Origin of the sequence: Variovorax sp. Varisp85, from assembly GCF_047304045.1 — a bacterium.
In the GTDB taxonomy this organism is placed as follows: domain Bacteria; phylum Pseudomonadota; class Gammaproteobacteria; order Burkholderiales; family Burkholderiaceae_C; genus Variovorax.
Genome location: NZ_JBGLYN010000018.1, coordinates 13,592 through 38,404 on the forward strand (window position 1 = coordinate 13,592; position 24,813 = coordinate 38,404).

The following is a 24,813-nucleotide window of genomic DNA, read 5'->3' on the forward strand; positions in this document are numbered from 1 at the left end:
CGGTTGCCGGGGGCCGACGAGCGGCACGCACGCTTCCAAAGGCCTGCGGCATCATCGCTGTTCACATTTAGCCACATTCAGGCACGTTTACTCACATATAGCCGCGTCCGCGCCCTGCCCCCGATGAACTCCTTGTCTCGCCACGTCCGAAACGTTCGCCGCGGTGCCGGCTTCACGCTGGTCGAAGTGCTGGTGTCCATCGTCGTCCTCTCGTTCGGCCTGCTCGGCATGGTCGGCCTTCAGGCTGGATCGCTGCAGGCCAATCGCGACGCACGGCTGCAATCGACGGCCGTGGTGCTCGCTCGCGAGCTCGCGGAAATGATGCGCGGCAACAAGGACCAGGCGCTGCTCGCCACCGCCAATCCTTATCTGATCGGCGAGATCTCGTCCAACCCGTTGGCGCCTCCCACTGCGTCTTACTGCCTGTCGATCGGCCAGAACTGCGGAACCGACAAGGCAGCCGTCGCACAAGCCGAACTCACCGATTGGCTGGCGCGGGTAAGCGATGCGCTGCCAGGTGCTCGAGTAAGCATCTGCCGCGACACGGCCCCTTTCGCTTCGGACGGCACCGCGCAATGGTCCTGCACCTCTACCGACAACACCGACCCGATCCTCGTCAAGATCGGTTGGAGCCGCCCGTCATTGAAGACGGGGGATTCGACAGTCCAGCAGGCGTCGGATCGACCTTCCGTCGTTCTTCCGGTCACGCCCGGGAGCACCCTGTGAGCGCCACTCCACTCCGCCGCGCCATTCGCGGCCTGACACTGATCGAACTGCTTGTCGCGATGGCGGTGGGCCTGGTGGTAGTGCTGGCGGCCGTGTCCGCCCTGACCGTAGCCCGACGCGGCTTCACCACGGTCGATGCCGCCTCGCAACTGCGCGACAACGGCCGGTTCGCCGCGGACATGATCCAGCGCATCGGCGTGCAGACCGGCTACCGGGATGTGTTCTTTGCGGCAACCCCCCGCCAACCCACGACGACCGACCCGGCGCCGAGCATCATGGGCTTCAACAACGCCAAGGTGAACCTGACCAGCCCGCTGACCTCGTCCACCGCGCGGCCCGCGACGGAGGCGGGGACGGGTAGCGACGTGCTCATCATGCGCTACCAGCCGGCCCAGATCCACACCATGACAGTCAGCTCGACAGACGCTGACAAGACCATGATCGATTGCGCCGGCAACGCGCCGGCGACGGTGGCGGACATCAACACCACCGCTGCGCGCGACACGCTGATGGCCAGCGTCTTCTCCGTCGGCGTCAACCAGGGCGAGCCCACGCTCATGTGCACGTACTACGACTCGGCCACCAGCGCATGGCTGTCGAGCCCCATCGTGCAGGGCGTCGAGAATTTCCAGGTGCTGTACGGGGTCGATGGCGTGACGGCAAAGACAGTGACGGCGGCGGGCGCGGCATCACCGAACGTGCCGAATGCCTATTTGCGCGCCGATCAGATCGTCGTAGACGGCAACAGCACCGCAACCAACGCGAACTGGCGCCGGGTGCGCAGCGTGCGCATTGGCATGGTGCTGCGCAGCGCTAAGGGCGCCGCTCAGGATTCGCAAACGCAGACCTTCTATCCATTCGGCCCGACCAAGGGCAGCGCGACCGGTACGGCCGGCAGCGCCTTCGCAGATGCCACGAACGATCCGGGCACGGTCTTCCAGCCCACGCCGGACGGGCGGCTGCGCCAGACATTGACCTTCACGATCCACCTGCGCAACGACCAGGGGCTCTGACATGAGACACGCACTTTCCTCCCGTTCCGTCGACCAGCGCGGCGTATCGCTGATCATCGTGCTGCTGCTGCTGGTGATCGTGTCGATCCTTGGCGTGGGCGCGGCGCAGATCGCGACCATGGGCGAGCGCAGCTCCCGGAATGACCGGGACATGCAGGTGGCCTGGCAGTCGGCCGAAGCCGCCCTGATGGATGCCGAGTTCGACATCCACGGCCCGAATACCTCCTCCTCCAACCGCCGGGCTGTGTTCACCAACATGGCCAATACCAACGCCTTTGTCAGCGGCTGTGGCAGCTCCGGCACCAGCAAGGGCCTGTGCACGCTCGAAACGACAGCCCAGCCCGCCTGGCTCTCCGTCGACTTCACTGCGACGAACAGCGCCAAGACAGCCGCGTACGGCGATTTCACGGGACGCAGCTTTCCAGCCGGCACCACCGGCATCCAGCCCGTCAAGGCGCCGCGCTACGTGATCGAGCCGATCGAAGACCCGGCCAACCGCGACATCTCGGGCGCCACAACCAGCTACATCTATCGAGTGACGGCCATGGGCTTCGGCCCCCGGGCCGACATCCAGGGTGTCGTCCAGATCATCTATCGCGACTGAAGCGAACCGCCTTCCATGAAATCCAACTCAAAATCCCGGCCCTGGTTCGCGCGTCCGCGCACGCTGGCATGGCTTGCCTTTCCGGCGGTGGCCGCGACGCTCGCGCTTTCCTTTGCGGCCATCTCCAGCACGGCACCCAACATCAAGGCCATCGCGCTGGCCAGCGACCCGCTCTATGCCACAACGTCCGGCGACAAGCCGGTACTCGCGCTCGCGCTGTCGGTGGAGTACCCGACCGTGGGCGCGCAGTACACGCCCGGCGGCGACACCGACAACACGTACAGCAATCTGAACGAGTACATCGGGTACTACGATGCAAAAGCCTGCTACTCGTACAACAACGCGCCCACCGAGACGCCGGCCACCGGCCTTTCGGCCGCCGACTACAAGCGCTTCGACCGCATCCTGACCAACACGCGCACCGACCGCAAATGCGATGACGGCTTCAGCGGCAACTTCCTGAACTGGGCCAGCAGCTCGGCCATCGACATGCTGCGGCTGGCGCTGTCGGGTGGCGATCGCTATATCGACAACACCGACCTGACCATCCTGCAGCGCGCCGTGCTCCCCAACGGCGATCCGATCTGCATGTGGAACTCCACCAATTTTCCCGCCAAGCAATTGACGCGAAATGGCGGCGGCGCCGGCACCTACTGGGGAGCGGTGCCACAAAGCATGGTGAATGCGGCCGGCACCAACGACATCTGGGTGGCCAACACCTTGAACCGGATCTACTTCGGGACGGGCAAGGCCGGAAGTTGCACCGACACGAGCAGTTACAACCTGAGCACCAACTCGACAGGAACGGCGCCGTTCCCCTTCAGCGGCAACAGGCCGACTGCGGCGGTCAAGTGTGCCGACGAGGGAGGTAAGTGCGACTTCAAAAAGAGTTCAATGGAGATCTGGTATGGCGCCGGCACGAGCTGGATGGTCGGCCAGTTCACGAACAGTGCGGCCTGCACCAACGCCGTATTCACCGATCCGGTGCCGGGCACGGTCAAGGCCTGCTACTCGGTCGCCTCCAATACCACTCCCCGGCCAGCCACCGGCCTCAACAGCGACGGGTTCTTCTATTCGCGCGTCAAGGTCTGCGAGAAGAACGCTGCGGGCAACCTGATCGACAGTCGCGACTACACCTTCTGCACCAAGTACCCCAGCGGCAACTTCAAGCCGACCGGCACGGTTCAGAAGTACAGCGACCAATTGCGCCTGTCCGCCTTCGGCTACCTGCTCGACCAGACCAACAGCGCCGACACCCCTCCCGGGCGCTATGGCGGTGTGCTGCGCGCGCCCATGAAATACGTCGGCGCCAAGACCTACGACATCAACGGCATCGAGAACACGCCAACCGGCGGCAACGCCGCGGCCGAGTGGAACGCGACGACCGGCGTTTTTGCCGCCAACCCCGATAGCAGCACGCTGACGGGCACAAACGCCGGCTTCGGAGTGAGCGGCGTCATCAACTACCTGAACAAGTTCGGACGCACCGGCGTGGCCGGCCAGTACAAGAAGTACGACCCGGTCAGCGAGCTCTACTACGAGTCGCTGCGCTATCTGCAGGGCCTGCAGCCAAGCGATATCGCCGTTAGCAACATGACGACGGCCATGTACGACGGGTACCCGGTGTTCACTACCTGGAACGACCCGTATGGCGATGGCCGCTCCAGCTCAAGCAACTACTCGTGCCTGAAGAGCAACATCGTGGTCATTGGCGACATCAACACCCACGATGGCAACCGCTACCCAGCTGCCAACGTGGCGGCCAACATTCCAAACCTGGCCACCTGGACGACTGCAGCCCAGAACTTCGAGAAAGGCGTGGACACCACCTATTTCGACGGGCAGAACGTTCAGCAGCACACTACGGGCAACCCCAGCGTCAACACCAACCCACGCGGCGAAGCGATCATCGGTTACTCGTACTGGGCGCATACGCACGATATCCGAGGCACCGACTGGACTGCCCAGACCAGCATGCAACGCCCTGGTCTGCGCGTGAAGAGCTTCTTCTTCGACGTGAACGAGTACGGCGCTCAAAACGACGATGCCACCCGCCGCAACCGCAACCAGTTCTTCACGTCGGCGAAGTACGGCGGCTTCGAATCGGATCCGGCGAACAGCGGCAGCAAGCCCTTCAACACCTTCGGCAACCCGTTCAAGCGGCAGGACGGCACGGTCGATGCCAACGTCTGGCAGGACAGCGCCCGTACGGGCGAGGCCAGCACCTACTACCTGCAGAGCAGTGCGCGCAGCGTGCTGAGTGCGTTCGACAGCATCTTCAGTCGGGCCTCCACTTCCGCGCGCAGCATTGCCGGCAGCGCGGTGCAGTCCAAGTCGCTGCAGACGAGCAACTCGGTCTACCAGGGCGCCTTCGACACCAGCGACTGGAGCGGCGACCTGTTGGCCCAGTCGATCACGATCACCAACGGCAGCGTCAGCATTTCACCTACGCCCACCTGGTCTGCCTCGTCGCGCCTGGCTCTGCTTTCCGCGCCGGCAACCTCGCGCAACATCGTCGTCGGGCGGCCAGGCAATGCGGTGCCCAAAGCCAGCTCGTTCCTGTGGGGTTCGCTGACCACAGCCCAGCAAACCGACCTGAACAAGATCACGCCCTCAGCCACCGCCGACGCGCTGGGCTCCGACCGCGTGAACTACCTTCGCGGCAGCAACGCCATGGAAGGATCGCCGTTCCGGCGCCGCAACAACAAGCTGCTGGGCGACATCATCAATTCGGGCGTCGTGTACTCGGGGGCACCGGCCAACAACATCAACTCCAGCAGCTATGCGGCCTTCAGGACGGCCAACCTCAACCGTACCGCGGCCGTGTTCGTGGGCGCCAACGACGGCATGTTGCATGCCTTCAACGCCGGTACGGGCGACGAACTGTTTGGCTACATCCCGAGCTGGATGACGCCCAAGCTGGCTGCACTCACCGACGCGAACTATGTGTCGAACCACCAGAGCTATGTCGATGGCCCGCCAGTGGTTGCAGAAGCGCAAGTGGGCTCGGCCGGCACCTCCGACGACTGGAAGACGGTGCTGGTGTCCGGCACCGGCGCGGGCGGGCGCGGTGTGTTTGCGCTCGACGTGACCGACCCGACGTCTTTCAGCGCAAGCAAGGTGATGTGGGAGTTCACGCAGGACGACGACGTAGACATGGGCTTCGTGGTTGGTCAGCCGCAGATTCTCAAGATGCGCACCAGCGCACCGACGGCCACGACGGCGACCTACAAGTGGTTTGCGGTGGTGGCAAGCGGTGTCAACAACTACACGAAGGTCAACTCCGCCAACAACTACAGCACCGGCAATCCCGCGTTGTTCCTGCTCGACCTGTCGAAGGCGCCCGAGACTGCATGGACCCTTGGCAGCAACTACTACAAGGTGGCGCTGCCCTTCAACGCCACGCTGGCCGTGACCAAGCCCACCGGCGTGCTGAACTTCAAGGCGGCAATCGCGACCGGCGGCAACCGTGAAGTGGCGCAGATCTATGCGGGCGACCTGCACGGCAACATGTGGAAGCTCGACTTCCGCAGCCACGGCACCTCCGAGTGGAACATGGCGAACCTGTCGGCGTTCAAGAATGCCAGCAGCAGCAACGCGCCCTATCCGCTCTTCGTTGCCAAGGACAGCGCGGGCAACGTGCAGCCGATCAGCATGGCCCCCACGCTGGTGGCTGCCACGAACAACGTCAACGCGGTCCAGGTGGCTTTCGGCACCGGCAAGTATCTGGAAACAGATGACCGATCATCGACGGCGCAGAACTCGTTCTATGTGCTGTACGACGACGGCACAACCGTTGCCGACGCCACGCCCGTCGGTAGCGGGGCCATCAGCGGACGCGCACGTCTCAAGGCGGCCAGCATCGACACATCAGGCGCAATCACCGTGCCCAGTTTCACGTGGGGCCGTGCCACGAGCGACCTCACGACATCGTCGACTGTGAGTTCGGGTTGGTATATGGACTACGCCACCAGCACCGAACGCCAGGTCAGCGGGGCATTGCTGACAGGCAGCACGCTGGTCTTCGGCAGCCTGATTCCCGGAACCTCGGGCGGCGCTGCCGCTTGTGGCGTGAGCGGCGGGAGCGGCAACTCATACATCATCGACGTGGACACCGGCATCGGGACCCGGAGCGTATCGACCGTGGGCATCATGGGACAGCCGCTGGTGATCGAAGTGGCGTCCACGGTCGAGAGCATCAGCGACAGCACGGGCCGGCGCAAGAAGAAGATCACCAGCCAGACGATTGCGCAAGGCTCCGGCGGTGTTGGCAATGCCGCAGGCGGACCGGGGAACAACGGGCAGACGAGCGTCATCATCACCGCCGGACGACTGAGCTGGCGACAGATCAACAACTACCTGGACCTGAAGCGCGGATCGTGAATATGACCAACATCAAGAAACGCGCGTCGGTGCGCGGCTTTACCCTGATCGAATTGATGATCGTGGTGGCAATCGTCGGCATCCTGGCGTCCATTGCGTATCCTTCGTACAGAGATTCCGTGTTGAAAGGGAGACGGGCCCAGGCACGTACTGCGCTGCTGGAACTCATGCAGCAGCAAGAGAGGTACATGACGCAACGGAACACCTACTTAGCCTTCACTACAGACGTGTCGGGAGTCACTACACCGACCGCTGCTGCAGACACGTTCAAGGCCTATTCTGGAGACAACGCCTCCAGCCCGGCTTACCGGCTTTCCGCTGTTGCGTGCGACAGCCAGTTGATCACCCAATGCGTCAAGCTCACCGCTGCGCCAACGGTCGCCGATGCTGCTGTCGGGTCACTTAGCTTGAGCAGTACCGGCGTTAAGACCTGCAGCAATATTTCCTCAACAGATGCCAAATTCAGGCTGTGCTGGCCATGAGGACATCTCTCCCACCCCGGACATCCGGCTTCACGCTTATTGAATTGATGGTGACGATCGCCATTGCAGCAACATTGCTCGTTATTGGCATACCAAGCTTTGTTGCCTTTCAGCGGAATTCAGAGCTCACGTCGGCAACCAATTCTTTCGTTGCTGCACTGGGGGCCGCGCGAGGAGAGGCAATGAAGCGTGGCCGACAGGCGGTTGTGGTCCCCCGCACGGGCAACGACTGGGCGACGGGCTGGACTGTTTTTGTCGATACCGACAACGACCAGCAGTTCGACGGATCGGATGTCCTCATCGTCCAGCAGGGCGCATTGGCAAGCTACTTCTCGGCAACAGGGCAAGGGACCGCGCAGAATAGCCCTGCGTACATCATGTTCAACCCGTCGGGCTACACCCAGACTAGCGGATCGGTTTTTCAATCGGCCACATTGAAGATCGAACGCAATGACATTTCGGGCACTGCGAAGACACAACAAACACGGATCGTCGTGATTGCGAAAACGGGGCGAGCAAGAGCTTGCCAGCCCGCGACAGATACGACTTGTACAACGTCCGCTACCGAGTAGTGACGATAGCGGCGGAATTCTATTCGCGGGGATAGCCGCCCCAGCAATCAACGCCCCTCCGCATCTTCTTTGGCGTGTGGAATAAGAAGCCGGCTGCGCAACTGGAAGAGCGCCGCCAACCTAGACTAGCATGAGCTTCTAAGAAAATTGCTCTGAATGCAGTCGACTCTATTTTTTGGAACCGCGCAGTAGGTGAGGCTGTTCCCTAGAGAAATACTGAGGCAGGAACTCCCAGCCGCATATCTCAAAGAATTCATGCACATCGTAAGTCGTCCTCGTCGCCGCCGTACGAATCCATTTTTTCCCGAGAGGATCGCGCGAATCAAAGGCAGCATGCGCTAGCCCACCGGTCCGTATATATATAGCTTCGCTCACGGCTGTCGGTGTGCACAAACCTAAGGCGAGCACAAAGAGCAAAGTAGTCCGCCCAGTTGGAGGCCTCTGGAAAATCGTCTGAATAGAGCGAACACCTAATACAAATAGTGGGCCCATCGACGCACGCATGACCAAGTCAGGAGTGTGACCGTGCAACAGCGGCAAGACGAGCAGGGTGCCAAGGGAAATCAAACAAGCAATATCCTGAACGATACGTTGACGAAGAATCAATGCAAACGCCGCTAGTTCTATCGCCAGGAAAATGAACAAATCCGGGATCAGATAAAGCCGACTCGGAAGACAAGAAAAACACGCACCACCGGACGGCAGTTCAGTTGATAGATAGTCCACCATGCAAAGCGCGACAACTGCGCCAGCCAGCACCTGGATCGAGGTTCGCCATTCCAGCAATTCGCGGCGTTTCTCCCAAGCCAACAAGAGCATCAACGGTAGCAGACCGATCATTCCGTATGGTGACCAGAGGGAAAGAAGCCCATAGCCCAACGCCGCCGCGCCAAAGCCGCCCTTTCGATCATTGAAAAGGATCAAACCTCCCACAAGGAAAGTAGCGATGCTTTGATGCGGCACCCAGACCAGTGCCGTGAAAAAAGACGAAAACTCGATAGGCAGTTGGAAGGCATTTGCCCCCCATGCCTCATAGTGAATCCCCAACCACGGAGCAGCAGGAAGCCTCTGCATCGCTCGCGCGATGTGTTCGGCAAATGCGTCGGCACCACCCAGCACAAGCAAGAGCATTGCTGCGGCGACGGACTGCCATTTCGTAGCGCCCAGTGCGCACACCGTGCGAAACACAAGTGCAAATCCACCGAAAAACCAAGCCCCCAATGCAAAGTGCAAGTCGATGCTTGGCAGCAATTTGTGCGAGAAGGACGGCACCAGATAGGCGCCCAGATAAAAGCGAAGATGTTGTGCGGTACCGTTCAACTCGAGCACCACGGGCCACGGCTCTGTTCCCAGTGCATTGACGAGAGCCCAATGCTTGACCCAATCCCAAGCAAAGGGTCCGGTCGGGAAGCCAGCTAAAAGAAGAACGGCCGCTGCCGCACACACCCCTACGTAGGTAGGCCAAGCGTTGCCTGATTGCTCATGACGCTCGATGAAGAGCAAGGTACAACCGACACCCAGCAGAAGGACAACCGCAATGCTTACCCACCACTCCAGAAAGCCCAGGGAAAAAACGATCGCGGGCAACGCCAGGTAGGTAATTTCAAGACCACGCGTGGTCGCTCTCGATGGATAGAGGTGGCGAATCTCATGGGCGTCGGAATTCGGCGCCATTATTTGCAGCCGCTTAGTCACTCCGGTGAACCGCAGGCGAAAACCATCTCCACCGCACGAAAGGCGCCGGCCATCCATTTTCCTGTGGAAGATGCGATGTAGCCCCCTTCACCCTCTTTTCGCATCGTGCCTGTCGCAAGTTGCTCTTCCAGCCTCCGTTCTACGCCACCACCATCACGGAAGTAGCGCTGAAACATTGAGGAAATCTCGTCCTTTGAGACAACCCCTCCTGCCGCTGCGACGTGCTCGATCATTTTGACGGAGTAGGAGCGATCCACAGTCGTTGGAATTGTGAACACGAAGGCGTACACCAGTAGAAAGGTCACCATCGCATCCTTCACGTAGAGCGATTGCGGTTGTTTCTTGTACTGCACTAAGCATTGAACAACCGCCCCAATAGCGGCTGAAAATATGCCTTGGTAAAAAATGAAGCCCCCCGGAATCAACTGACGCCAACACACCAGCAGCACAAAGGATGCGAAAAAACCGACAGTGATTGAGCGCATCAGTACTTACCTTTGCAGCACGAGACCATTCAGCGCCAGGCGTGCGGCCAAGCCTCCATTCGCTGCATGTCTGAGTCCGCACCTTCGCCCAAGGCTCGAGTGCATACTCCACATTTTCAATCAGCGTTGAGCGCCCAAGGCTGGTGTTCCGCCAACCAGCCCAAGCTCCGCAGAAACTGATTTATCCTCCGGCGCCGCTTTCTCTTCATGGTACTCGTCGTCCACGTTGATGGCCCACAGCCGACTCTTGTCGACATTCCCGGTGATGATCTGATGCGCAGCTTCCTTCGCCGTCAGCATCGAGTGATCCTGATTGTTATATCGATGCATTCCATTGCGACCGACCAAAAACAAATTTGGAACGGCATCCAATGCCAACTGAACCTGATCGAACTGTTCGTAGGCTTTGCCGAAATAGCCTGGATATGCCTTCGGAACGCGGAGAACCGTGGCATCGACGGCCTTCGAGGCGCTGACCAACTTAATCTGCTTCATCTCCGACTGCGCGAGTTGCTTGAGCGACTCGTCGCTCATTGACCACAACTCATCTCCCTCCTTGCAGAAGAATTCGAGGCCAAGCCATACCGTATCTGGATCATTGACCATGTAAGGGCTCCAGTTGTTGAAGACCTGCACTCGCCCCACTTTGACACCCGGTTCCTGAATGTAGATCCAGTTGTCGTTCAGTGCGACAGGCAAATCCTCACGCCGGTAGAGAAGTCCCACTGTCATGAAATCGCGATACTCGAGGCGAGCGGCGATGTCCGTGACTTCGGCCGGCCAGGCGTCTTTCGATGCGGCCACCAGGTCCTTGATAGGCATGGTGGATATGACATGCGTGCAATCGAGCCGCTGGTGCTGTCCGTCGGGGGAAATTACATCGACCGCTCGAACAGCGCCTTCGGAAATTTCAATACGTTGTGCTCGATGCCTCATCAGCAGGACCCCGCCACTGCTCACGAATCGCTTGGCGACCTCTTCCCACATCTGTCCTGGTCCGAGTTTCGGATAGACAAACGACTCGATCAGGGAGGTCTGCTCAGCTTGACCACTGTTCATGCCGAGTGCCGATTTCGCCGCATGCCACAGCGCCTTGCTGACGGAGAGGCTCTTGACGCGCTGAGCACCCCAGGCCGCGCTGATTTCGCCGCATGGCACGCCCCAGACCTTTTCGGTGTATTCCTTGAAGAATTGGCGATACAACTTTTCGCCAAAGCGATTGATAAAGAAGTCCTGCAACGAGGCTTCCTGCTTGATGGGACTTGCCTTGGCTTTGATGTAACTGAGCCCGAAAGTGACGGTCTTTGCCCAGCCGAGCTTGCGCAGATTCCCCGCGTTGAGCTTTAGGGGGTAGTCGAAGAAGCGCTCGTTGAAATAGATCCGAGAGAGACGATTCCGGACCATCATTACATCGTCTCGCGCCGATGGAGTGACCTCCGCCAGGTTCGCTGGCAATGCCTCTCTCTGCTGACCTTGATACTTAAAGCTGGGCGATACACCGTCTTCCACCTTCTCTACGGGGAGAATGGACGCCCACCATTGCATCACCCAATCGGATTTTGAGAAGAACCGATGGCCTCCAATGTCGATCCGGTTGCCCCGGTATTCGACGGTCTTGGAGATTCCCCCCACTTGGGTATCCGCCTCGACCACGCAGACCCGCTTGACCCCTGCGCGCTGGAGTTCGTAGGCAGCCGTCAGCCCCGCCGGACCCGCGCCGATCACGACAACATTGATCTCGTTCATATTCACTCCCTCATCTCATCGAGAAAAGCACCAGCTTGCGCAGTGCGAAATTACAGACAAAGCTGGCGCCTGCCGCGACGATCTTGGTCCACCGATAGTCAAGATGCAGTTGCTGCGTGCCGACATACATGATGAGCATTGTCAAAAGAAGGCCCGCGACACCCAACATGGCGAATGTGAAGAACTCGACGACGGGTTGTGCAACCCGCCGTTTCGCAAATACGAACTTCACGGAGCACAGATAGACCACGGCGAGACCGGCCATGAATGCGGCAACGGATGAATGCACAACCGGCAATCCACATCCCGAGACCAAGACTAGGAGCACCGTCGCATCTACCGCAAGCCCCGCGAGCGATACGGCAAAGTAGCCTGCAAACTCCTTCGCGACAGACAGCGCCGAAGGACTCGCCGCAGAGGAAATACCGTATGAGGAATCAGCTTGCATCTACAGCCTTGTGATTGATGGTTTTCGATTTCGCGACGAGCTGGGCGCAGCTGTACAGGTAGTACGTTTTCATGCCGCTCTCGCGTTCAGCATCTGTTCCCCCGGGTGTCCAAGAAGCAAGTACCCAACCCTCCAGCTTGGTGGGCATCACGATGTACCCGAGCAGCGGATCCGCTTCGCATGTCAGTTCCAGACCCGACACATCGGGCTCGCACGAGCCCTTGTCATCTCGCAATGCGTTAAGGAGACCGCAGATCTCCCGCTGCATGTCGAACGCAGAGGTCACATCTCTTCGACGGTCCAGTTCAATCGCGGTCCCCCGGTTGAACACTAGACCCGCGGCCTGCACACCGCTCGCGTAGCTGCGCCGGTGCATCAACAGCCACGGTGCCAATGCATCGCCTTGCCAATAGACCTCGGCATCAGGCGGCACGATGCCGGAAAAAACATGCTGCCCTTGCACAGGGGTGTTCTCGACGATCTTGGCAATTTCGGGGCGACGATCCCAGTTGGCACCGGTGAAGGCCAGAAGCCCAACTAAGATCGCGCTGACGGCGACCGGAGAATGCCGAACACACCGGATCAGTCCTATGGCGACCAGCCCCACGAGTAGCGGTCCCACCGGCGCCTGCTGCAGAAAGATGCGGGCTTTGTCGATGGCACCTAATGTAGTAACGCCGGTCAAATACTCGCCCATGCGAATCGTGAGGCCAGCCTGCATCCACCAGTTATAACCCGCCGCCAACACTAGGCATGCAGCGGAGATCCGCAGGGTGAACCGGGACACGTGCCAACCGCGGGGTGCTCCGACGTAGAGAAGCACAAGGCCCATCAGCATGGCCAGACTTCCCGTGATGAGATCCTGAAACAGTACGGCGTAGGCCAAAAGCGCCGCAGCCAGCTGCTCTTGCCGAACACCACGCGAGGCACGCAGAAGCTCTGGCGCCAAGAATACCAAGGCTACAAGATGGACGAGCCACTGCGCGCGCCACAACTGCAGCGAAGTGATGAGCACATTGGAGAGAACATCGCTACCAAGTAGGGCCGCCCCCACGCAGAGGATTGCTATCAGGAAGAGCGCTTTGAGCAACGTGGAGAAATGTGCGTCACGCTGTTGAAGCGCCAAAGCCCCAAGTAGTACAAGATCCGCAACCAGCGCCAGCCAACTGGCGAGCGGCCAACTCGTCATGAAGACGAAGTTGTGTCTATCGACAAGCTGCCGCCATTCGGCGTCGTAGAAGAGGAATGCACGATCAAACGGTGCAACGCCCAGATAGCCCAGAACAAACGCAGGAATACTGAGCCCGATCAACCAGAGCCAGCCCCGATGTCTTTGCACGGCAAGCGCCCAACACAAGAGCATTCCAGCCAGCGCCATCAAAGGATGGAGCAGTGCCGCCGCCGCGCAAACTACGGAAGCAGCGACCAGTTGTCTGCGAGCCATCAATGCCAGCCCGAAGATCACCAGAACTTCCGCATAAGTGCGAGCCGTTAGAAAAGGCTCCGCAAAATGGATCAGAGACAAACTACCGTAGGTGCCGGCGGTGACAGCCAAGATGCAGCACGCCAATGCCCTTGAGTCTTCCGGCAATACATGCCAGACAAGAAGCCCCGCCGCAACAACGAACAGAATTTGCCCTACAAGCACCCCGGCCAGTGAAGACCAGGCCACACCGAAGGCGACGACAGCGAACGCATATGCTCGCCCAAAGAGGCTGAAAGAATCCTGCGAACCGTATTTGAAGAACAGGTCACCATTGAAAACCGCAGGGTCGACGTGTTTGAGGGCTTGGGCCACGTACAGCATGCCGTCATGGCGGATTCCGTTGTAGGGATGTGTCCAGACAAAAAGCAGCACCGCAACCACGGCAATTGCCCATTGACCTCTTCTCCCTGCGATCATCATTTTTGCACCGGACAAAAAAAACCCGCGCGAACGCGGGCCTCATGATTAGCCGTCAATGCCTGCCCGTTATTGGCGGCATTCGCTCGGAACGTACTTGAACTTGGTGGTATCCGCAGTTGTGCACTTCCACACGATCTGCTTGGTCGGAGGCGTATTTGCAGCCAGCGCCTGACCATCGGAAGTTGGAGTCAAAACCAACGTAACACCACCTGCAGCGGTTGTCGTAACAACAGAAATGGCACCAGCACTGCCAATCGACATGCTGGCGACGTTCTTGGTAGACGAAACGGAAGCGGAATCAAAGCCCAGCGTGAGGTCGGACGCTGCATTAGCAGCGTTTTCACCCACGAGCGTCTTGGCAGCCGATGCGAGCACCATAGCTTCAGAGACGCGTGCGCGCACGGTGTAATCCTGATACGCCGGCAGAGCCACAGCAGCCAAAATACCAATGATCGCCACAACGATCATCAATTCGATAAGGGTGAAACCCTTTTGCACGTTACGTGCGATGGAACGACGGTTCATTCACTAACTCCAGGTTGGTTGGTTGTTACGCCCGGGAACCTGCCCGGAGCGAGGTACCTTCCGCAGCATCCGTGCCACCCGTTCGCAGGGCCCTCAACTGACCGAACCCGTCACCTTCGCTCACTTCAGCGTTACACCATGTGACACAACTTGCTTCGAGATGCTACCGGAGTGACAAATTTGTCATGCCCCGCACCCCTGGCGGTCAGAAAGTCAGCACCCCATCCGCCTTCAACCAGCGAATATCCCGCTGCGCCAACCCCGCCACCTGCTCGACCGCCAGCGCCTCGATCTGGCTCATGATCTCGTCCGTCTCCGCCGGCTTGGTGTGCGTGATGTAGATCGGGTATTGCTTCCCCGGCTCGATGTGCATCAGCTCATCGGCCAGCACCGCAGGCGACAGATGCAGGCTGCGCTCGGCCAGCGCTTGTTCTCGGCTGCTGAAGGCCGTTTCAATCACCAGCATCGCCACGTCGATCGCGTTCACGCGCTCCCAGAACGGCGCGTTGCGCTCTGTGTCGCCGCTGAAGACCCAGTGGGCGCCGCCTTCGGCCCGCCGCACGGCAAAGCCGCAGGCCGGCACCGTATGAACCGCCGGCAGCACCTCGACGAGCTTGGGCTCGCGGCTCCCCAGGTGCAGCATCTGCCCCACCGCGATGTCGTGAAAGCTCACGAAGGGCGCCTCGGCGCTGGGAATGCTCTCGAAATTCGGCCAGATGACGTTGTTGAACACGTGCGTGCGCAGCGCCTCGATGGTGGCGCGCAGCGCATGCACGCGCAGGGGCCGGGTGCGGCGGCTGCCGACGGCGTCGAGCATCAGCGGCAGGGCGGCGATGTGGTCGAGGTGGCTGTGCGTGAGCACGACGTCGTCGATGCGGGCCATCTCATCGAGCGTAAGGTCGCCGACACCGGTGCCCGCATCGACGAGCAGGTCCGTGTCGACCAGGAACGAGGTGGTGCGGCAGTCTTTGGCGATGGCGCCCGAGCAACCCAGCACACGAACCTGCATTGTGAGAGACCCCTCGTATGTGTCTGCCGTCATTTGGTTTCGAACCGGGTTGCACCGTCCCAATCAGGGTCCTGCGGGCGCAACGCCATTGAGGCTAAACGCTGGGCGTAGAGCTGGTAAAGGACTTTTTTTGCGTCCGCGGCGAGCAGGGGAGCCAGCAAGTTTCGGCCCACCGCCCAGTCCTGCCGGCGGTAAGCCGCGAGCACTTCGCTCCAGCGGTCGAGCAACTGCTGAGTCTCTTTCGCCGCTTCGGGCGTGTGCGCGGCCAGGGGCGTAAAAACGGCAACGGCTTGTGCCTTGCCTTTGACGAGCACGCTGTCGAGCTCTTGCCAGATGTAGCCGGGCGCCAGCTCGCGGGTGGCGCCGCTGGCGACGATTTCCATTCCGTAGTGCCCACTCAGGCCCTCGAGGCGGGATGCGAGGTTGACCGCATCGCCGACCACGGTATAGCTGCGGCGCGCGGTGGAGCCCATGTCGCCCACGCTCATCACGCCGCTGTTGATGCCGATGCCCACGCTGATCTCGGGGCGGCCGCTGGCGCGGTGGATGCGGTTGATGTCGTGCACGGCATCGGCCATGTCGAGCGCGGCGCGCACGGCGAGGGTGGCGTGGTCGGGCGTGTCGATGGGCGCGCCCCAGAAGGCCATGACGCAGTCGCCCATGTACTTGTCGACGGTGCCGCGGTGGGCGCTGATGACGTTGGTGAGCCGGCTGAAGACGGTGTTGAGAAAGGCCTGCAGCTCGGCCGGGGCCATCTGCTCCGACAGGCGGGTGAAGTCGCGCATGTCGCAGAACATGACGGTCATGGGCTTGCTCTCGGCGCGCATGCTGTAGCGGTCGGGGTGCGCCATCATTTCGTTGACGAGCTGGGGCGGCACGTAGGTGCCGAAAAGCCGTACCAGGCCGCGCCGCGCGCGCGATTCGACGAGGTAGCCCCAGCTCATGTTGAGCGCGAAGGCAAGCGCCGTCATGGCCAGGGCCGACGCCAGCGGCAGCACGAGGCCGTGGCTCGCGTACAGCCAGGTGTTGAGGCCGATCAGCACGGCGATCGCCCCCGCGGCCAGCAACACGGCGCGCGGCGCCGGCAGCAGCGACAGCCCGAAGGCCAGCACGAGCCCCGTCACGGCGACCATCAGCGTCTCGTAGCCCGAGGCGTAGTCGGGCACGCTGAGCAGCCGATGGTCGAGCAGGCCGGAGACGATGTTGGCATGCACTTCCACGCCCGGAAATGCGGCCTCGACCGGCGTGGCGCGCAGGTCTTGCAGGCCTGGGGCGGTGGCGCCCACGAGCACGATCTTGCCCTTCAGTTCGCCCGGCCCGAGCCGGCCCTCGAGCACGTCGGCGGCGGACACATAGCGGAACGACCCGCCGCCGGCACCGCCGGGGCCGCGGAACGGCACCTGCATGCTGCCCGTTGCGTCGACCGGTATGCGCAGGGGGCCCACTCGCAGCGATTCGAGCTGCGGCTTGGCGCCGCCGGGCGCAAAGGCGGGCTGCACGGGCGGCAATCCGTTTGCGAGGCGGTAGACCGCGAGCGCGAGCGATTCGTAGTAGCCCGGCTGCGCCTTGTCGCCCTCGTAGCGGGCGATGAGCGGCACGCTGCGAATGACGCCGTCGCCGGTGGCGCCAACCAGCGTATTCAGGAATCCCGCAATGGGCGCGGCCTGCGCCAGCGCCGGCAGGCTGGCTCCGAAGCCATTCCAGTTGGTGGCGTAAATGCCGCGCGGGGGGAACGCCCCCTCCGGCAACGAGGGGGCAGGAGGCAGCTGTCCCTTGGCGCTCGGCGTCTCGGTCCGCGTGAAGTAGTAGCCCAGCGCCACGCGCTGGCCTTCGAGCGCCGCGGCGAGCGTGGCATCGTGATCGAGCGAGGGTGCAAGCCGCTCGACCTCGGCGGCCAGGCCCGGCATGCCGCCCAGCGGCCCGCTGGCGATTTCCCGCAGCCTGTCGAGGCCGGAGCTGCGGTCCGGTTCGAGGAACATGACGTCGAAACCGAGCACGGCCGCCTGCTGGCGGGCCATCAGTTCCGTGGTGAGACGGGCGATCTTGTCGCGCGCCCAGGGCCACTGCCCCTGGCGTGCCAGGCTGGCGTCGTCGACGTCGACGATCACGACGCGCGCATCGAACGTGCCCGGCATGGTGGCACGCAGGCGGATGTCGTAGATCAGCCGATCAAGGCGTTCGAGTGCGCTCAGCTGCCACGCGCCGGTGGCATGCGCCAGCGCCAACAGCACCGGCAGCAACGTGATGGCGATACGCGGCCAGTGCCGTCGAAGCCCTCTCACGGCGCTGCACTCGTATGGGCTTTGCCGCAACAGGCCGGAAGAAAAAGCGGCTCAGATGCGCACGAACTGCATGCGTGTGGCACCGCCGAGCTCGAGCACGTCGTGCTCCTGCAGCGCGACCGCCTCGGCCCCCAGTTGCTGGCCGTTGAGCATGACGCGTCCTTCGACACCCGCGGCCACGTAGCCCGTGCGCCGGCGCGTGACCACCGCCACCGCGACACCGGGCTTGCCGATGGTGGTGACGACCTTCTGCAGCGCGACGTCCTGCCCCTCGTTGGCGCCGGAGAGCACGCGCAGCACCGGAACGCCGAGTTCGACCAGCGCGCCCGATTCCGTGGGTGCCGACGACAGGGGCATGTTCCCCGACAGGAACTCGGCCGATGCGGTGCGGACCGAGCTGGCGCTGACGGCCAGGTTGCTGCGCGCGCGGAAATGGATGCGGCAGCCGCCGACCTCGACGACATCGTTGTCCTTGAGCGCCTGCTTCTGGATGGCGAGCGCATTGACGTAGGTGCCGTTGGTGCTGTTGAGATCTTCAATTTCGACTTCGCCACCGCTCATGTGCAGCACGGCGTGTTCGCCGCTGACCGCCAGATTGTCGATCACGATGTCGTTGTAGGCACGGCGTCCCAGTGTCGTGCGCTCCTTGGCAAGCGCCACTTGCCCGATGACAACGCCATCGACCGAAATGATCATCCTCGGCATTGCCGCCCCCCGGTATCCAAAGCTTGAAAGACGACAAGCGCATCGGCGTGATGCCGCCGGAGCCTGCCACCTGGCCGTGCGAGGCGCCTATGCAACGCTCGCGCTGGCCAGGACAACAGAGATGTTGTCCCGTCCGCCATTCTCGTTGGCAATTTCAACCAAAAGTGATGCTTTTTTCTGAAGCCCGACATCGTGTCCTAGAAGCGTGAAAAGCTGCTCGTCCGAAACCATCTCGCTGAGCCCGTCGGAGCAGAGCATATAGAGATCGCCCGGTCTTGCGCTGTGTTCGTGCATTTCCAGCAAGACCTGGGCCTCCACGCCCACGGCGCGGGTCACCAGGTTGCGCGTGGGCGAATTCAGGGCTTCCTCGGCGGTGATGGCGCCGGCGTCGAGCTGCTGCTGGCGCAGCGAGTGATCACGCGTGAGCAGTTCCAGCTTGTTGTTGCGCACGCGGTAGCACCGCGAGTCGCCGATGTGGCCGACCACCACGCGCTGCGGCCGGAATGCCGCCAGCACCAGGGTCGTTCCCATGCCCTGCAGTTCGGGGTTGGTCGTGCCGGCATGCAGGATTGAGCCGTTGGCCTCGTCCGTGGCTGCCTGCAGCGCCCGCCGGACCACGCGGGCAGGCGCCTGCATCCCGGCCTGGGTGAACCAGCGGCCGAAGCTGGCGTGCATCCGGGAGACGGCCATCGCGCTGGCCACTTCGCCGCCCTTGTAGCCGCCCATGCCGTCGGCCAGCAAGGCCAGCCCGAGGGCGGGGTCCACGTGCACGGCGTCCTCGTTATGGGCGCGCGTTCGCCCGACGTCGGTCAGGGAGGCGAATTCCCAGGTCAGCGCGGGGCGAGTGGAGAACATGGAAACGCCGACACTCGCCATGGTTTGTCAGTACTGACTTCTTGGAAACTCAATGAGCAGCGGCACGTGCGCGCCGTTGCAGCAAGCGGCCGCCAGCCACGACGAACACCGCACCGGCAGCAGCCGCCGCGTAGTGCAACCAGGGATTGGCCGCCAGCGTGTCGCGCAGGATCGCGTCTTGCACGATGGTTTCGCCGCCGACCCAGCCGATCAGCGCAGCACCCAGCATGACGATGATCGGGAAGCGTTCCATGAGCTTGATCATGAGCGTGCTGCCGAAAATCACCAAGGGAATGCTGATCGCCAGGCCGAGGACCAGCAGCACCATGCTGCCCTGCGCGGCGGCCGCGACGGCAATCACGTTGTCCAGGCTCATCACCAGGTCGGCCAGCAGGATGGTGCGCACCGCGGCCATCATGCTGCCGTATTCCTTGGACTCGCCCTCGCCCTCGTCTTCCTCGCTCAGCAGCTGCAGGCCGATCCACAGCAGCAGCAGGCCGCCGATGATCTGCAGGTAAGGCAGGGCGAGCAGCTTGGCTGCCACCACCGTGAGCACGATACGCAGCACCACGGCCGCGCCCGAGCCGAAGAGCACGGCCTTTTTCTGCTGCGCCGGCGGCAACGACCGCGCCGCCATGGCGATCACCACCGCGTTGTCCCCCGACAGGATGATGTTGATCCAGACGATCTTGAGCAGACCCAGCCAGAAATCGGTGCTTTGAAGAATTTCCATGTCTCTGATCCCACTGTGTTTTATTGAAAAAAGCGCCCGCAATCGAGTGCGGGCGCTTTTCTGTTTCTGCGTGGTCCTCTCATGACCCGGCTCTGCGGCCGGTGTCGCGGGGCCGTCTCTTAGAGCTGCGCCTTGAGCAGCTTGGCCAGTTCCGAGAAGTTGCGCGTCACGGTGAAGCCGCATTCTTCCATGATGGCCAGCTTGGCATCGGCCGTGTCGGCACCGCCCGAGATCAGCGCGCCGGCGTGGCCCATGCGCTTGCCGGGAGGGGCGGTGACACCGGCGATGAAGCCGACGACCGGCTTCTTCATGTGTTCCTTGCACCAGCGGGCTGCGTCAGCTTCGTCGGGGCCGCCGATTTCGCCGATCATGATGACCGCGTCGGTGTCCGGATCGTCGTTGAAGGCCTTCATCACGTCGATGTGCTTCAGGCCGTTGATCGGGTCGCCGCCGATGCCGACTGCCGACGATTGGCCCAGGCCGATTTCGGTCAGTTGAGCCACGGCTTCGTACGTCAGCGTGCCCGAACGGGAGACCACGCCGATGCGGCCCTTGCGGTGGATGTGGCCGGGCATGATGCCGATCTTGATTTCGTCGGGCGTGATCAGGCCGGGGCAGTTCGGGCCCAGCAGCAGCGTCTTCTTGCCGCCGGCCGCTTCCTTGGCCTTCATCTTGTTGCGCACTTCGAGCATGTCGCGAACGGGAATGCCTTCGGTGATGCAGATCGCCAGGTCCAGGTCGGCCTCGACGGCTTCCCAGATGGCGGCCGCGGCGCCTGCCGGCGGCACGTAGATCACCGACACGGTGGCGCCGGTCTGCGAAGCAGCTTCCTTCACCGAACCGAAGATCGGGATGTTGAAGATCGACTCGCCGGCCTTCTTCGGGTTCACGCCCGCCACGAAGGCGTTCTTGCCGTTCGCGTATTCCTGGCACTTTTCGGTGTGGAACTGGCCGGTCTTGCCGGTGATGCCTTGCGTGATGACTTTGGTGTCTTTGTTGATGTAGATCGACATGACTTGTTCCTTAGGCCTTCTTGACTGCTGCCACGACCTTCTGGGCCGCTTCCGCCATGGTGTCGGCGCTGATGATCGGCAGGCCCGAATCGGCCAGCAGCTTCTTGCCTTCGACTTCGTTGGTGCCCTTCATGCGAACGACCAGCGGCACTTGCAGGTTCACGGCCTTGCAGGCTGCGATCACGCCGGTGGCGATGGTGTCGCACTTCATGATGCCGCCGAAGATGTTCACGAGGATGGCTTCCACGTTCTTGTTCTTCAGCATGATCTTGAAGGCTTCGGTGACCTTCTCGGGGGTGGCGCCGCCGCCCACGTCCAGGAAGTTGGCCGGCTCGCCGCCGAACAGCTTGATGGTGTCCATGGTGGCCATGGCCAGGCCGGCACCGTTCACCAGGCAGCCGATGTTGCCGTCGAGGCTGATGTAGGCGAGGTCGAACTTCGAGGCTTCCACTTCGGCCGCGTCTTCTTCGTCAAGGTCGCGCAGGGCCACGATTTCGGGGTGGCGGAACAGCGCGTTGCTGTCGAAGTTGAACTTGGCGTCCAGCGCCATGACCTTGCCCTTGCTGTCACGGTTGAGCGGGTTGATCTCGACCAGCGAGGCGTCCGTCTCCATGTAGCAGGTGTAGAGCTTCTTGAGGATGTCGACCGTCTGGGCGGTCGAATCGGCGGGCATGCCGATGCCGTCGGCGATCTGCTTGGCCTGTTCGTCGGTCAGGCCCTTTTCGGGGTCTGCGAACACGGTGATGATCTTCTCGGGCGAGGAGTGGGCCACTTCCTCGATGTCCATGCCGCCTTCGCTCGAAGCGATGAAGGCCACCTTCTGGGTGGCGCGGTCGGTCACGGCCGAGACGTAGTATTCCTTGTTGATGTCGGCGCCGTCTTCGATGTAGAGGCGGCGGACCTTCTGGCCTTCGGGGCCGGTCTGGTGCGTCTTGAGCTGCATGCCGAGGATTTCGCCGGCGAGCTTCTTGACGTCTTCGATGGACTTGGCGACTTTGACGCCGCCGCCCTTGCCGCGGCCACCCGCGTGGATCTGGGCCTTGACGACCCAGACCGGGCCTCCAAGTTTCTGGGCGGCTTCGACAGCCTCCTGAACCGTATAGGCCGGGATGCCGCGCGGCACCGGCACGCCGAACTTGGCAAGGATTTCCTTGCCTTGGTACTCGTGAATCTTCATGAGGGATGTCTCTCGGAAGGAGGAGGTTGAGAACAGGAGATCTGGGGTCTGAGGCTTCGTTGGCTCTGTTGCTCGCGGGCGACGGCAGCCTGACGGCTGGGGGCGGCGAACAACCGCGGACTGTATCATGGTGCGCCGCACCAATACCGTACGCGGGTTTGCGGTCAATACGTACTTTCTTCTAGCCACCCGAGCACACTCCATCATGGCCAAGGTTTTCATCGACGGCGAAGCCGGTACCACCGGCCTGCAGATTCGCGAACGGCTCCAGGCGATGCCGCAGATCGAACTCGTGAGCATCGCGCCCGAGCTGCGAAAAGACGCCAATGCCAAGCGCGACCTGATGGCCGGCGTCGACCTGGTGGTGCTGTGCCTGCACGACGACGCGGCGCGCGAATCGGTCGCACTGATCGATCAGCTGCCCGGCAGGAAGCCCAAGATCATCGACGCCTCCACGGCGCACCGCATCGCCCCGGGTTGGGTGTTCGGCTTCCCCGAACTGGTGGAAGGCCACTGGCAGGCCGTGGCCAAGGCCGAGCGCGTCGGCAACCCGGGCTGCTACGCCACCGGCGCCATCGCCATGGTGCGTCCGCTGGTCGACGCGGGCCTGCTGCCCGCCGATTTCCCGATCTCGCTGCCATCGGTGAGCGGCTACTCGGGCGGCGGCCGGACCATGATCGAGGCTCATGAAAAGGGCGAAGCCCCGCTGTTCGAGACCTACGCGCTGGGCCTGAAGCACAAGCACATCCCCGAAATCATGACCTACACCGGCCTCACCCGCCGGCCGGTCTTCATCCCGTCGGTGGGCAACTTCAAGCAGGGCATGCTGGTGCAACTGCCGCTGCACCTCGACCTGCTCCCGGGCAAGCCGAAGGCCGGCGACCTGCAGGACGCGCTGGCCGCGCATTACGCGCGCAGCAACACGCCCGAAAAATTCGTGAAGGTGCTGCCGCCCACCGAGGACGGCAAGCTCGATGCGTTGGCGCTCAACGACACCAACGAGCTCGAGATCCGCGTGTTCCCGAACGAAGACCACCGCCATGCCGTGGTGATCGCCCGCCTCGACAACCTCGGCAAGGGCGCCAGCGGCGCCGCGGTGCAGAACCTGAAGCTGATGCTGGCGCTCTGAGCGCCGCGCTTCCTCGTCAGTTCACCAGCCAGAGTCCAACGCCCAGCAGCGCCGCGTGCGCGCCCAGCGCGATGTAGAGCGGCTTGCGCGAGGGTGTCGCCATGTCCTGCAGCGTCTCGCGGATGCGGCGCGTGAGCAAGGCACGCAGGGCCGGGTCCTGCGCAGCGCCCTCGCCCACCGGCGGCTCGCCATGCTCGGCGCGGCTTTGCTGCCACTCGGCGAGCATCTCGCTCAGCGGCAGCCGGTCGAGCACGAAGCTCACCACCGAACGCACCGCCCTGCCCTCGCCCAGCACCGGCGCGAGCTGCTTGCTCAAGGCATCGATCGACAGCCATTCGGCTGCGCGCTGCAGGGTGCCGTGGGCACGCGGCATCGCCTCGATGCGCCCGGCAATCGCGCCGCCGAGCCGCTGCGACACCGCCTCGCCACGCGCCGCGACCAGGTGCTGCATTGCACGCGCGCGGCCCTGCTGCACGCCGAGCATCGCGTAGACGGCCACGAACAGCAGCAGCAAAACGGCCACCAGCAGCGGCGGCGAGGTGACGAGCGCAAGGATGGCGCCAGCCCCACCGGCACGCGCCGCCGTGTTGCCCGGCCCGTGCAGTTGGCCCAGATAGAAGAAGAAAACGCCGCCGCCCAGAATCAGGCCGAGGAGACTGCCCTTGATCACGGAGCCGGCGAAGGAAAGGCCGGCCTTGGCGCCGGTGCGAACGAGAGACGGCTGGCCGATGGGCTCAGGTGACACGGAAAAGCTCCTCCAAAAGTGACGGCCGGTCCTTCTTGTGGGCTGCAGTGCGAGCTGCCGGCGCGCGGTGGATCATGCCATTGGCGCTCCACACCATAATCGCGCACCCATCTACACGAGGAGGATTCCATGGCCATCAAATTCCAGAAGCCGACCGCGGCATTCGTCGCCGCTTCCTGGGCCGCGCTGCTCATCGGCGCCATCGTCTACCTGATCGGGCTGTGGAACGCCTCCATGCAGCTCAACGAGAAGGGCTACTACTTCACCATCCTGATGTACGGCCTGTTCTCCGCCGTGTCGCTGCAGAAGACCGTGCGCGACCGCCTCGAAGGCACGACCGTGACCGGCATCTACTACGGCCTGTGCTGGATCTCGCTGCTGCTGTCGGTCGCCCTGCTCGCCGTTGGCCTGTTCAATGCCACGCTGGCTGCCAGCGAGAAGGGCTTCTATGCCATGGCATTCCTGCTGAGCCTGTTCGGTGCGGTCGCGGTGCAGAAGAATGTGCGCGACATCGCCGCGCACAAGAGCGAGACGCCCTCGCTCGACGAAGTGCCCGAAGCGAACTGATCCAGCCTGCCTC

22 protein-coding genes are annotated in these 24,813 nt (G+C 62.4%); 8 read left to right on the top strand and 14 right to left on the bottom strand.

The features are described 5' to 3' along the window. Positions 1 to 123 precede the first annotated feature (123 nt). From pilV to ACCC97_RS09850, 6 genes are read left to right on the top strand one after another with little or no spacing between them, the layout of a single operon-like run. Positions 124 to 726: a type IV pilus modification protein PilV gene (gene pilV, locus ACCC97_RS09825; RefSeq protein WP_413332529.1), complete on the top strand. Its 603-nt coding sequence runs from the start codon at positions 124 to 126 to the stop codon at positions 724 to 726. After that, positions 723 to 1,739, top strand: coding sequence for a PilW family protein (locus tag ACCC97_RS09830; RefSeq protein ID WP_413332530.1), 1,017 nt, complete (start codon positions 723 to 725; stop codon positions 1,737 to 1,739). Before pilV ends, ACCC97_RS09830 begins: the two co-directional genes overlap by 4 nt. A gap of 1 nt (position 1,740) precedes the next feature. After that, positions 1,741 to 2,343: a PilX N-terminal domain-containing pilus assembly protein gene (locus ACCC97_RS09835; RefSeq protein ID WP_413332532.1), complete on the top strand. Its 603-nt coding sequence runs from the start codon at positions 1,741 to 1,743 to the stop codon at positions 2,341 to 2,343. A gap of 15 nt (positions 2,344 to 2,358) precedes the next feature. Further along, positions 2,359 to 6,726: a pilus assembly protein gene (locus ACCC97_RS09840; RefSeq protein ID WP_413332534.1), complete on the top strand. Its 4,368-nt coding sequence runs from the start codon at positions 2,359 to 2,361 to the stop codon at positions 6,724 to 6,726. Between the two features lie 2 nt (positions 6,727 to 6,728). Beyond that, a complete protein-coding gene (locus ACCC97_RS09845; RefSeq protein ID WP_413332536.1) occupies positions 6,729 to 7,208 on the top strand; it encodes a type IV pilin protein in 480 nt (159 codons plus the stop codon). Further along, on the top strand, positions 7,205 to 7,780 hold the full coding sequence (locus tag ACCC97_RS09850; RefSeq protein ID WP_413332538.1) for a GspH/FimT family pseudopilin: 576 nt from the start codon (positions 7,205 to 7,207) through the stop codon (positions 7,778 to 7,780). Before ACCC97_RS09845 ends, ACCC97_RS09850 begins: the two co-directional genes overlap by 4 nt. Before the next feature lie 168 nt (positions 7,781 to 7,948). Here the strand turns inward: ACCC97_RS09850 and ACCC97_RS09855 are convergent, their stop codons facing one another. From ACCC97_RS09855 to sucC, 13 genes are all read right to left on the bottom strand, one after another. Beyond that, positions 7,949 to 9,475 carry a hypothetical protein gene (locus ACCC97_RS09855; RefSeq protein WP_413332540.1) on the bottom strand — a complete coding sequence of 509 codons (1,527 nt, stop codon included), beginning with the start codon at positions 9,473 to 9,475 and terminating at the stop codon, positions 7,949 to 7,951. Further along, on the bottom strand, positions 9,472 to 9,960 hold the full coding sequence (locus ACCC97_RS09860; RefSeq protein WP_413332541.1) for a hypothetical protein: 489 nt from the start codon (positions 9,958 to 9,960) through the stop codon (positions 9,472 to 9,474). The genes ACCC97_RS09855 and ACCC97_RS09860 overlap by 4 nt, the downstream gene beginning before the upstream one ends. A 120-nt stretch (positions 9,961 to 10,080) precedes the next feature. Beyond that, positions 10,081 to 11,706, bottom strand: a complete 1,626-nt coding sequence (locus ACCC97_RS09865; protein ID WP_413332543.1) for an NAD(P)/FAD-dependent oxidoreductase — start codon at positions 11,704 to 11,706, stop codon at positions 10,081 to 10,083. A gap of 10 nt (positions 11,707 to 11,716) precedes the next feature. Beyond that, entirely contained in the window at positions 11,717 to 12,154 is a 438-nt protein-coding gene (locus ACCC97_RS09870; RefSeq protein ID WP_413332544.1) for a GtrA family protein, read from the bottom strand. After that, positions 12,144 to 14,060: a hypothetical protein gene (locus ACCC97_RS09875; protein ID WP_413332546.1), complete on the bottom strand. Its 1,917-nt coding sequence runs from the start codon at positions 14,058 to 14,060 to the stop codon at positions 12,144 to 12,146. The genes ACCC97_RS09870 and ACCC97_RS09875 overlap by 11 nt, the downstream gene beginning before the upstream one ends. 66 nt (positions 14,061 to 14,126) lie before the next feature. Then, positions 14,127 to 14,585, bottom strand: a complete 459-nt coding sequence (locus tag ACCC97_RS09880) for a pilin (RefSeq protein ID WP_413332548.1) — start codon at positions 14,583 to 14,585, stop codon at positions 14,127 to 14,129. Between the two features lie 205 nt (positions 14,586 to 14,790). Next, positions 14,791 to 15,594, bottom strand: coding sequence for a 3',5'-cyclic-nucleotide phosphodiesterase (locus ACCC97_RS09885; protein ID WP_413332613.1), 804 nt, complete (start codon positions 15,592 to 15,594; stop codon positions 14,791 to 14,793). Positions 15,595 to 15,623: 29 nt separating this feature from the next. Continuing rightward, on the bottom strand, positions 15,624 to 17,876 hold the full coding sequence (locus ACCC97_RS09890) for a CHASE2 domain-containing protein (protein WP_413332549.1): 2,253 nt from the start codon (positions 17,874 to 17,876) through the stop codon (positions 15,624 to 15,626). Between the two features lie 51 nt (positions 17,877 to 17,927). Further along, positions 17,928 to 18,581, bottom strand: a complete 654-nt coding sequence (locus ACCC97_RS09895) for an FHA domain-containing protein (protein WP_007828715.1) — start codon at positions 18,579 to 18,581, stop codon at positions 17,928 to 17,930. Between the two features lie 87 nt (positions 18,582 to 18,668). Continuing rightward, the gene (locus ACCC97_RS09900) at positions 18,669 to 19,457 is read right to left on the bottom strand and encodes a Stp1/IreP family PP2C-type Ser/Thr phosphatase (RefSeq protein ID WP_413332551.1); all 789 of its coding nucleotides are present in this window, start codon (positions 19,455 to 19,457) and stop codon (positions 18,669 to 18,671) included. A 28-nt stretch (positions 19,458 to 19,485) separates the two neighbouring features. Next, on the bottom strand, positions 19,486 to 20,169 hold the full coding sequence (locus ACCC97_RS09905; protein WP_007828712.1) for a TerC family protein: 684 nt from the start codon (positions 20,167 to 20,169) through the stop codon (positions 19,486 to 19,488). Between the two features lie 119 nt (positions 20,170 to 20,288). Further along, a complete protein-coding gene (gene sucD / locus ACCC97_RS09910) occupies positions 20,289 to 21,182 on the bottom strand; it encodes a succinate--CoA ligase subunit alpha (protein ID WP_007828710.1) in 894 nt (297 codons plus the stop codon). A 10-nt stretch (positions 21,183 to 21,192) separates the two neighbouring features. Beyond that, positions 21,193 to 22,359 carry an ADP-forming succinate--CoA ligase subunit beta gene (gene sucC, locus ACCC97_RS09915; RefSeq protein ID WP_007828709.1) on the bottom strand — a complete coding sequence of 389 codons (1,167 nt, stop codon included), beginning with the start codon at positions 22,357 to 22,359 and terminating at the stop codon, positions 21,193 to 21,195. 205 nt (positions 22,360 to 22,564) lie between these two features. On the opposite strand from sucC, the gene argC reads away from it, so the two are divergent. Next, entirely contained in the window at positions 22,565 to 23,488 is a 924-nt protein-coding gene (gene argC, locus ACCC97_RS09920) for an N-acetyl-gamma-glutamyl-phosphate reductase (RefSeq protein WP_413314212.1), read from the top strand. A gap of 16 nt (positions 23,489 to 23,504) precedes the next feature. On the opposite strand, the gene ACCC97_RS09925 is transcribed toward argC, so the two are convergent. After that, entirely contained in the window at positions 23,505 to 24,233 is a 729-nt protein-coding gene (locus tag ACCC97_RS09925; RefSeq protein ID WP_007828707.1) for a hypothetical protein, read from the bottom strand. Between the two features lie 129 nt (positions 24,234 to 24,362). Between ACCC97_RS09925 and yiaA the strand changes: the two genes are divergently transcribed. Next, positions 24,363 to 24,800 (top strand): inner membrane protein YiaA, encoded by a 438-nt coding sequence (gene yiaA / locus ACCC97_RS09930; RefSeq protein WP_007828706.1) that lies wholly within the window; start codon positions 24,363 to 24,365, stop codon positions 24,798 to 24,800. Positions 24,801 to 24,813 lie beyond the last annotated feature (13 nt).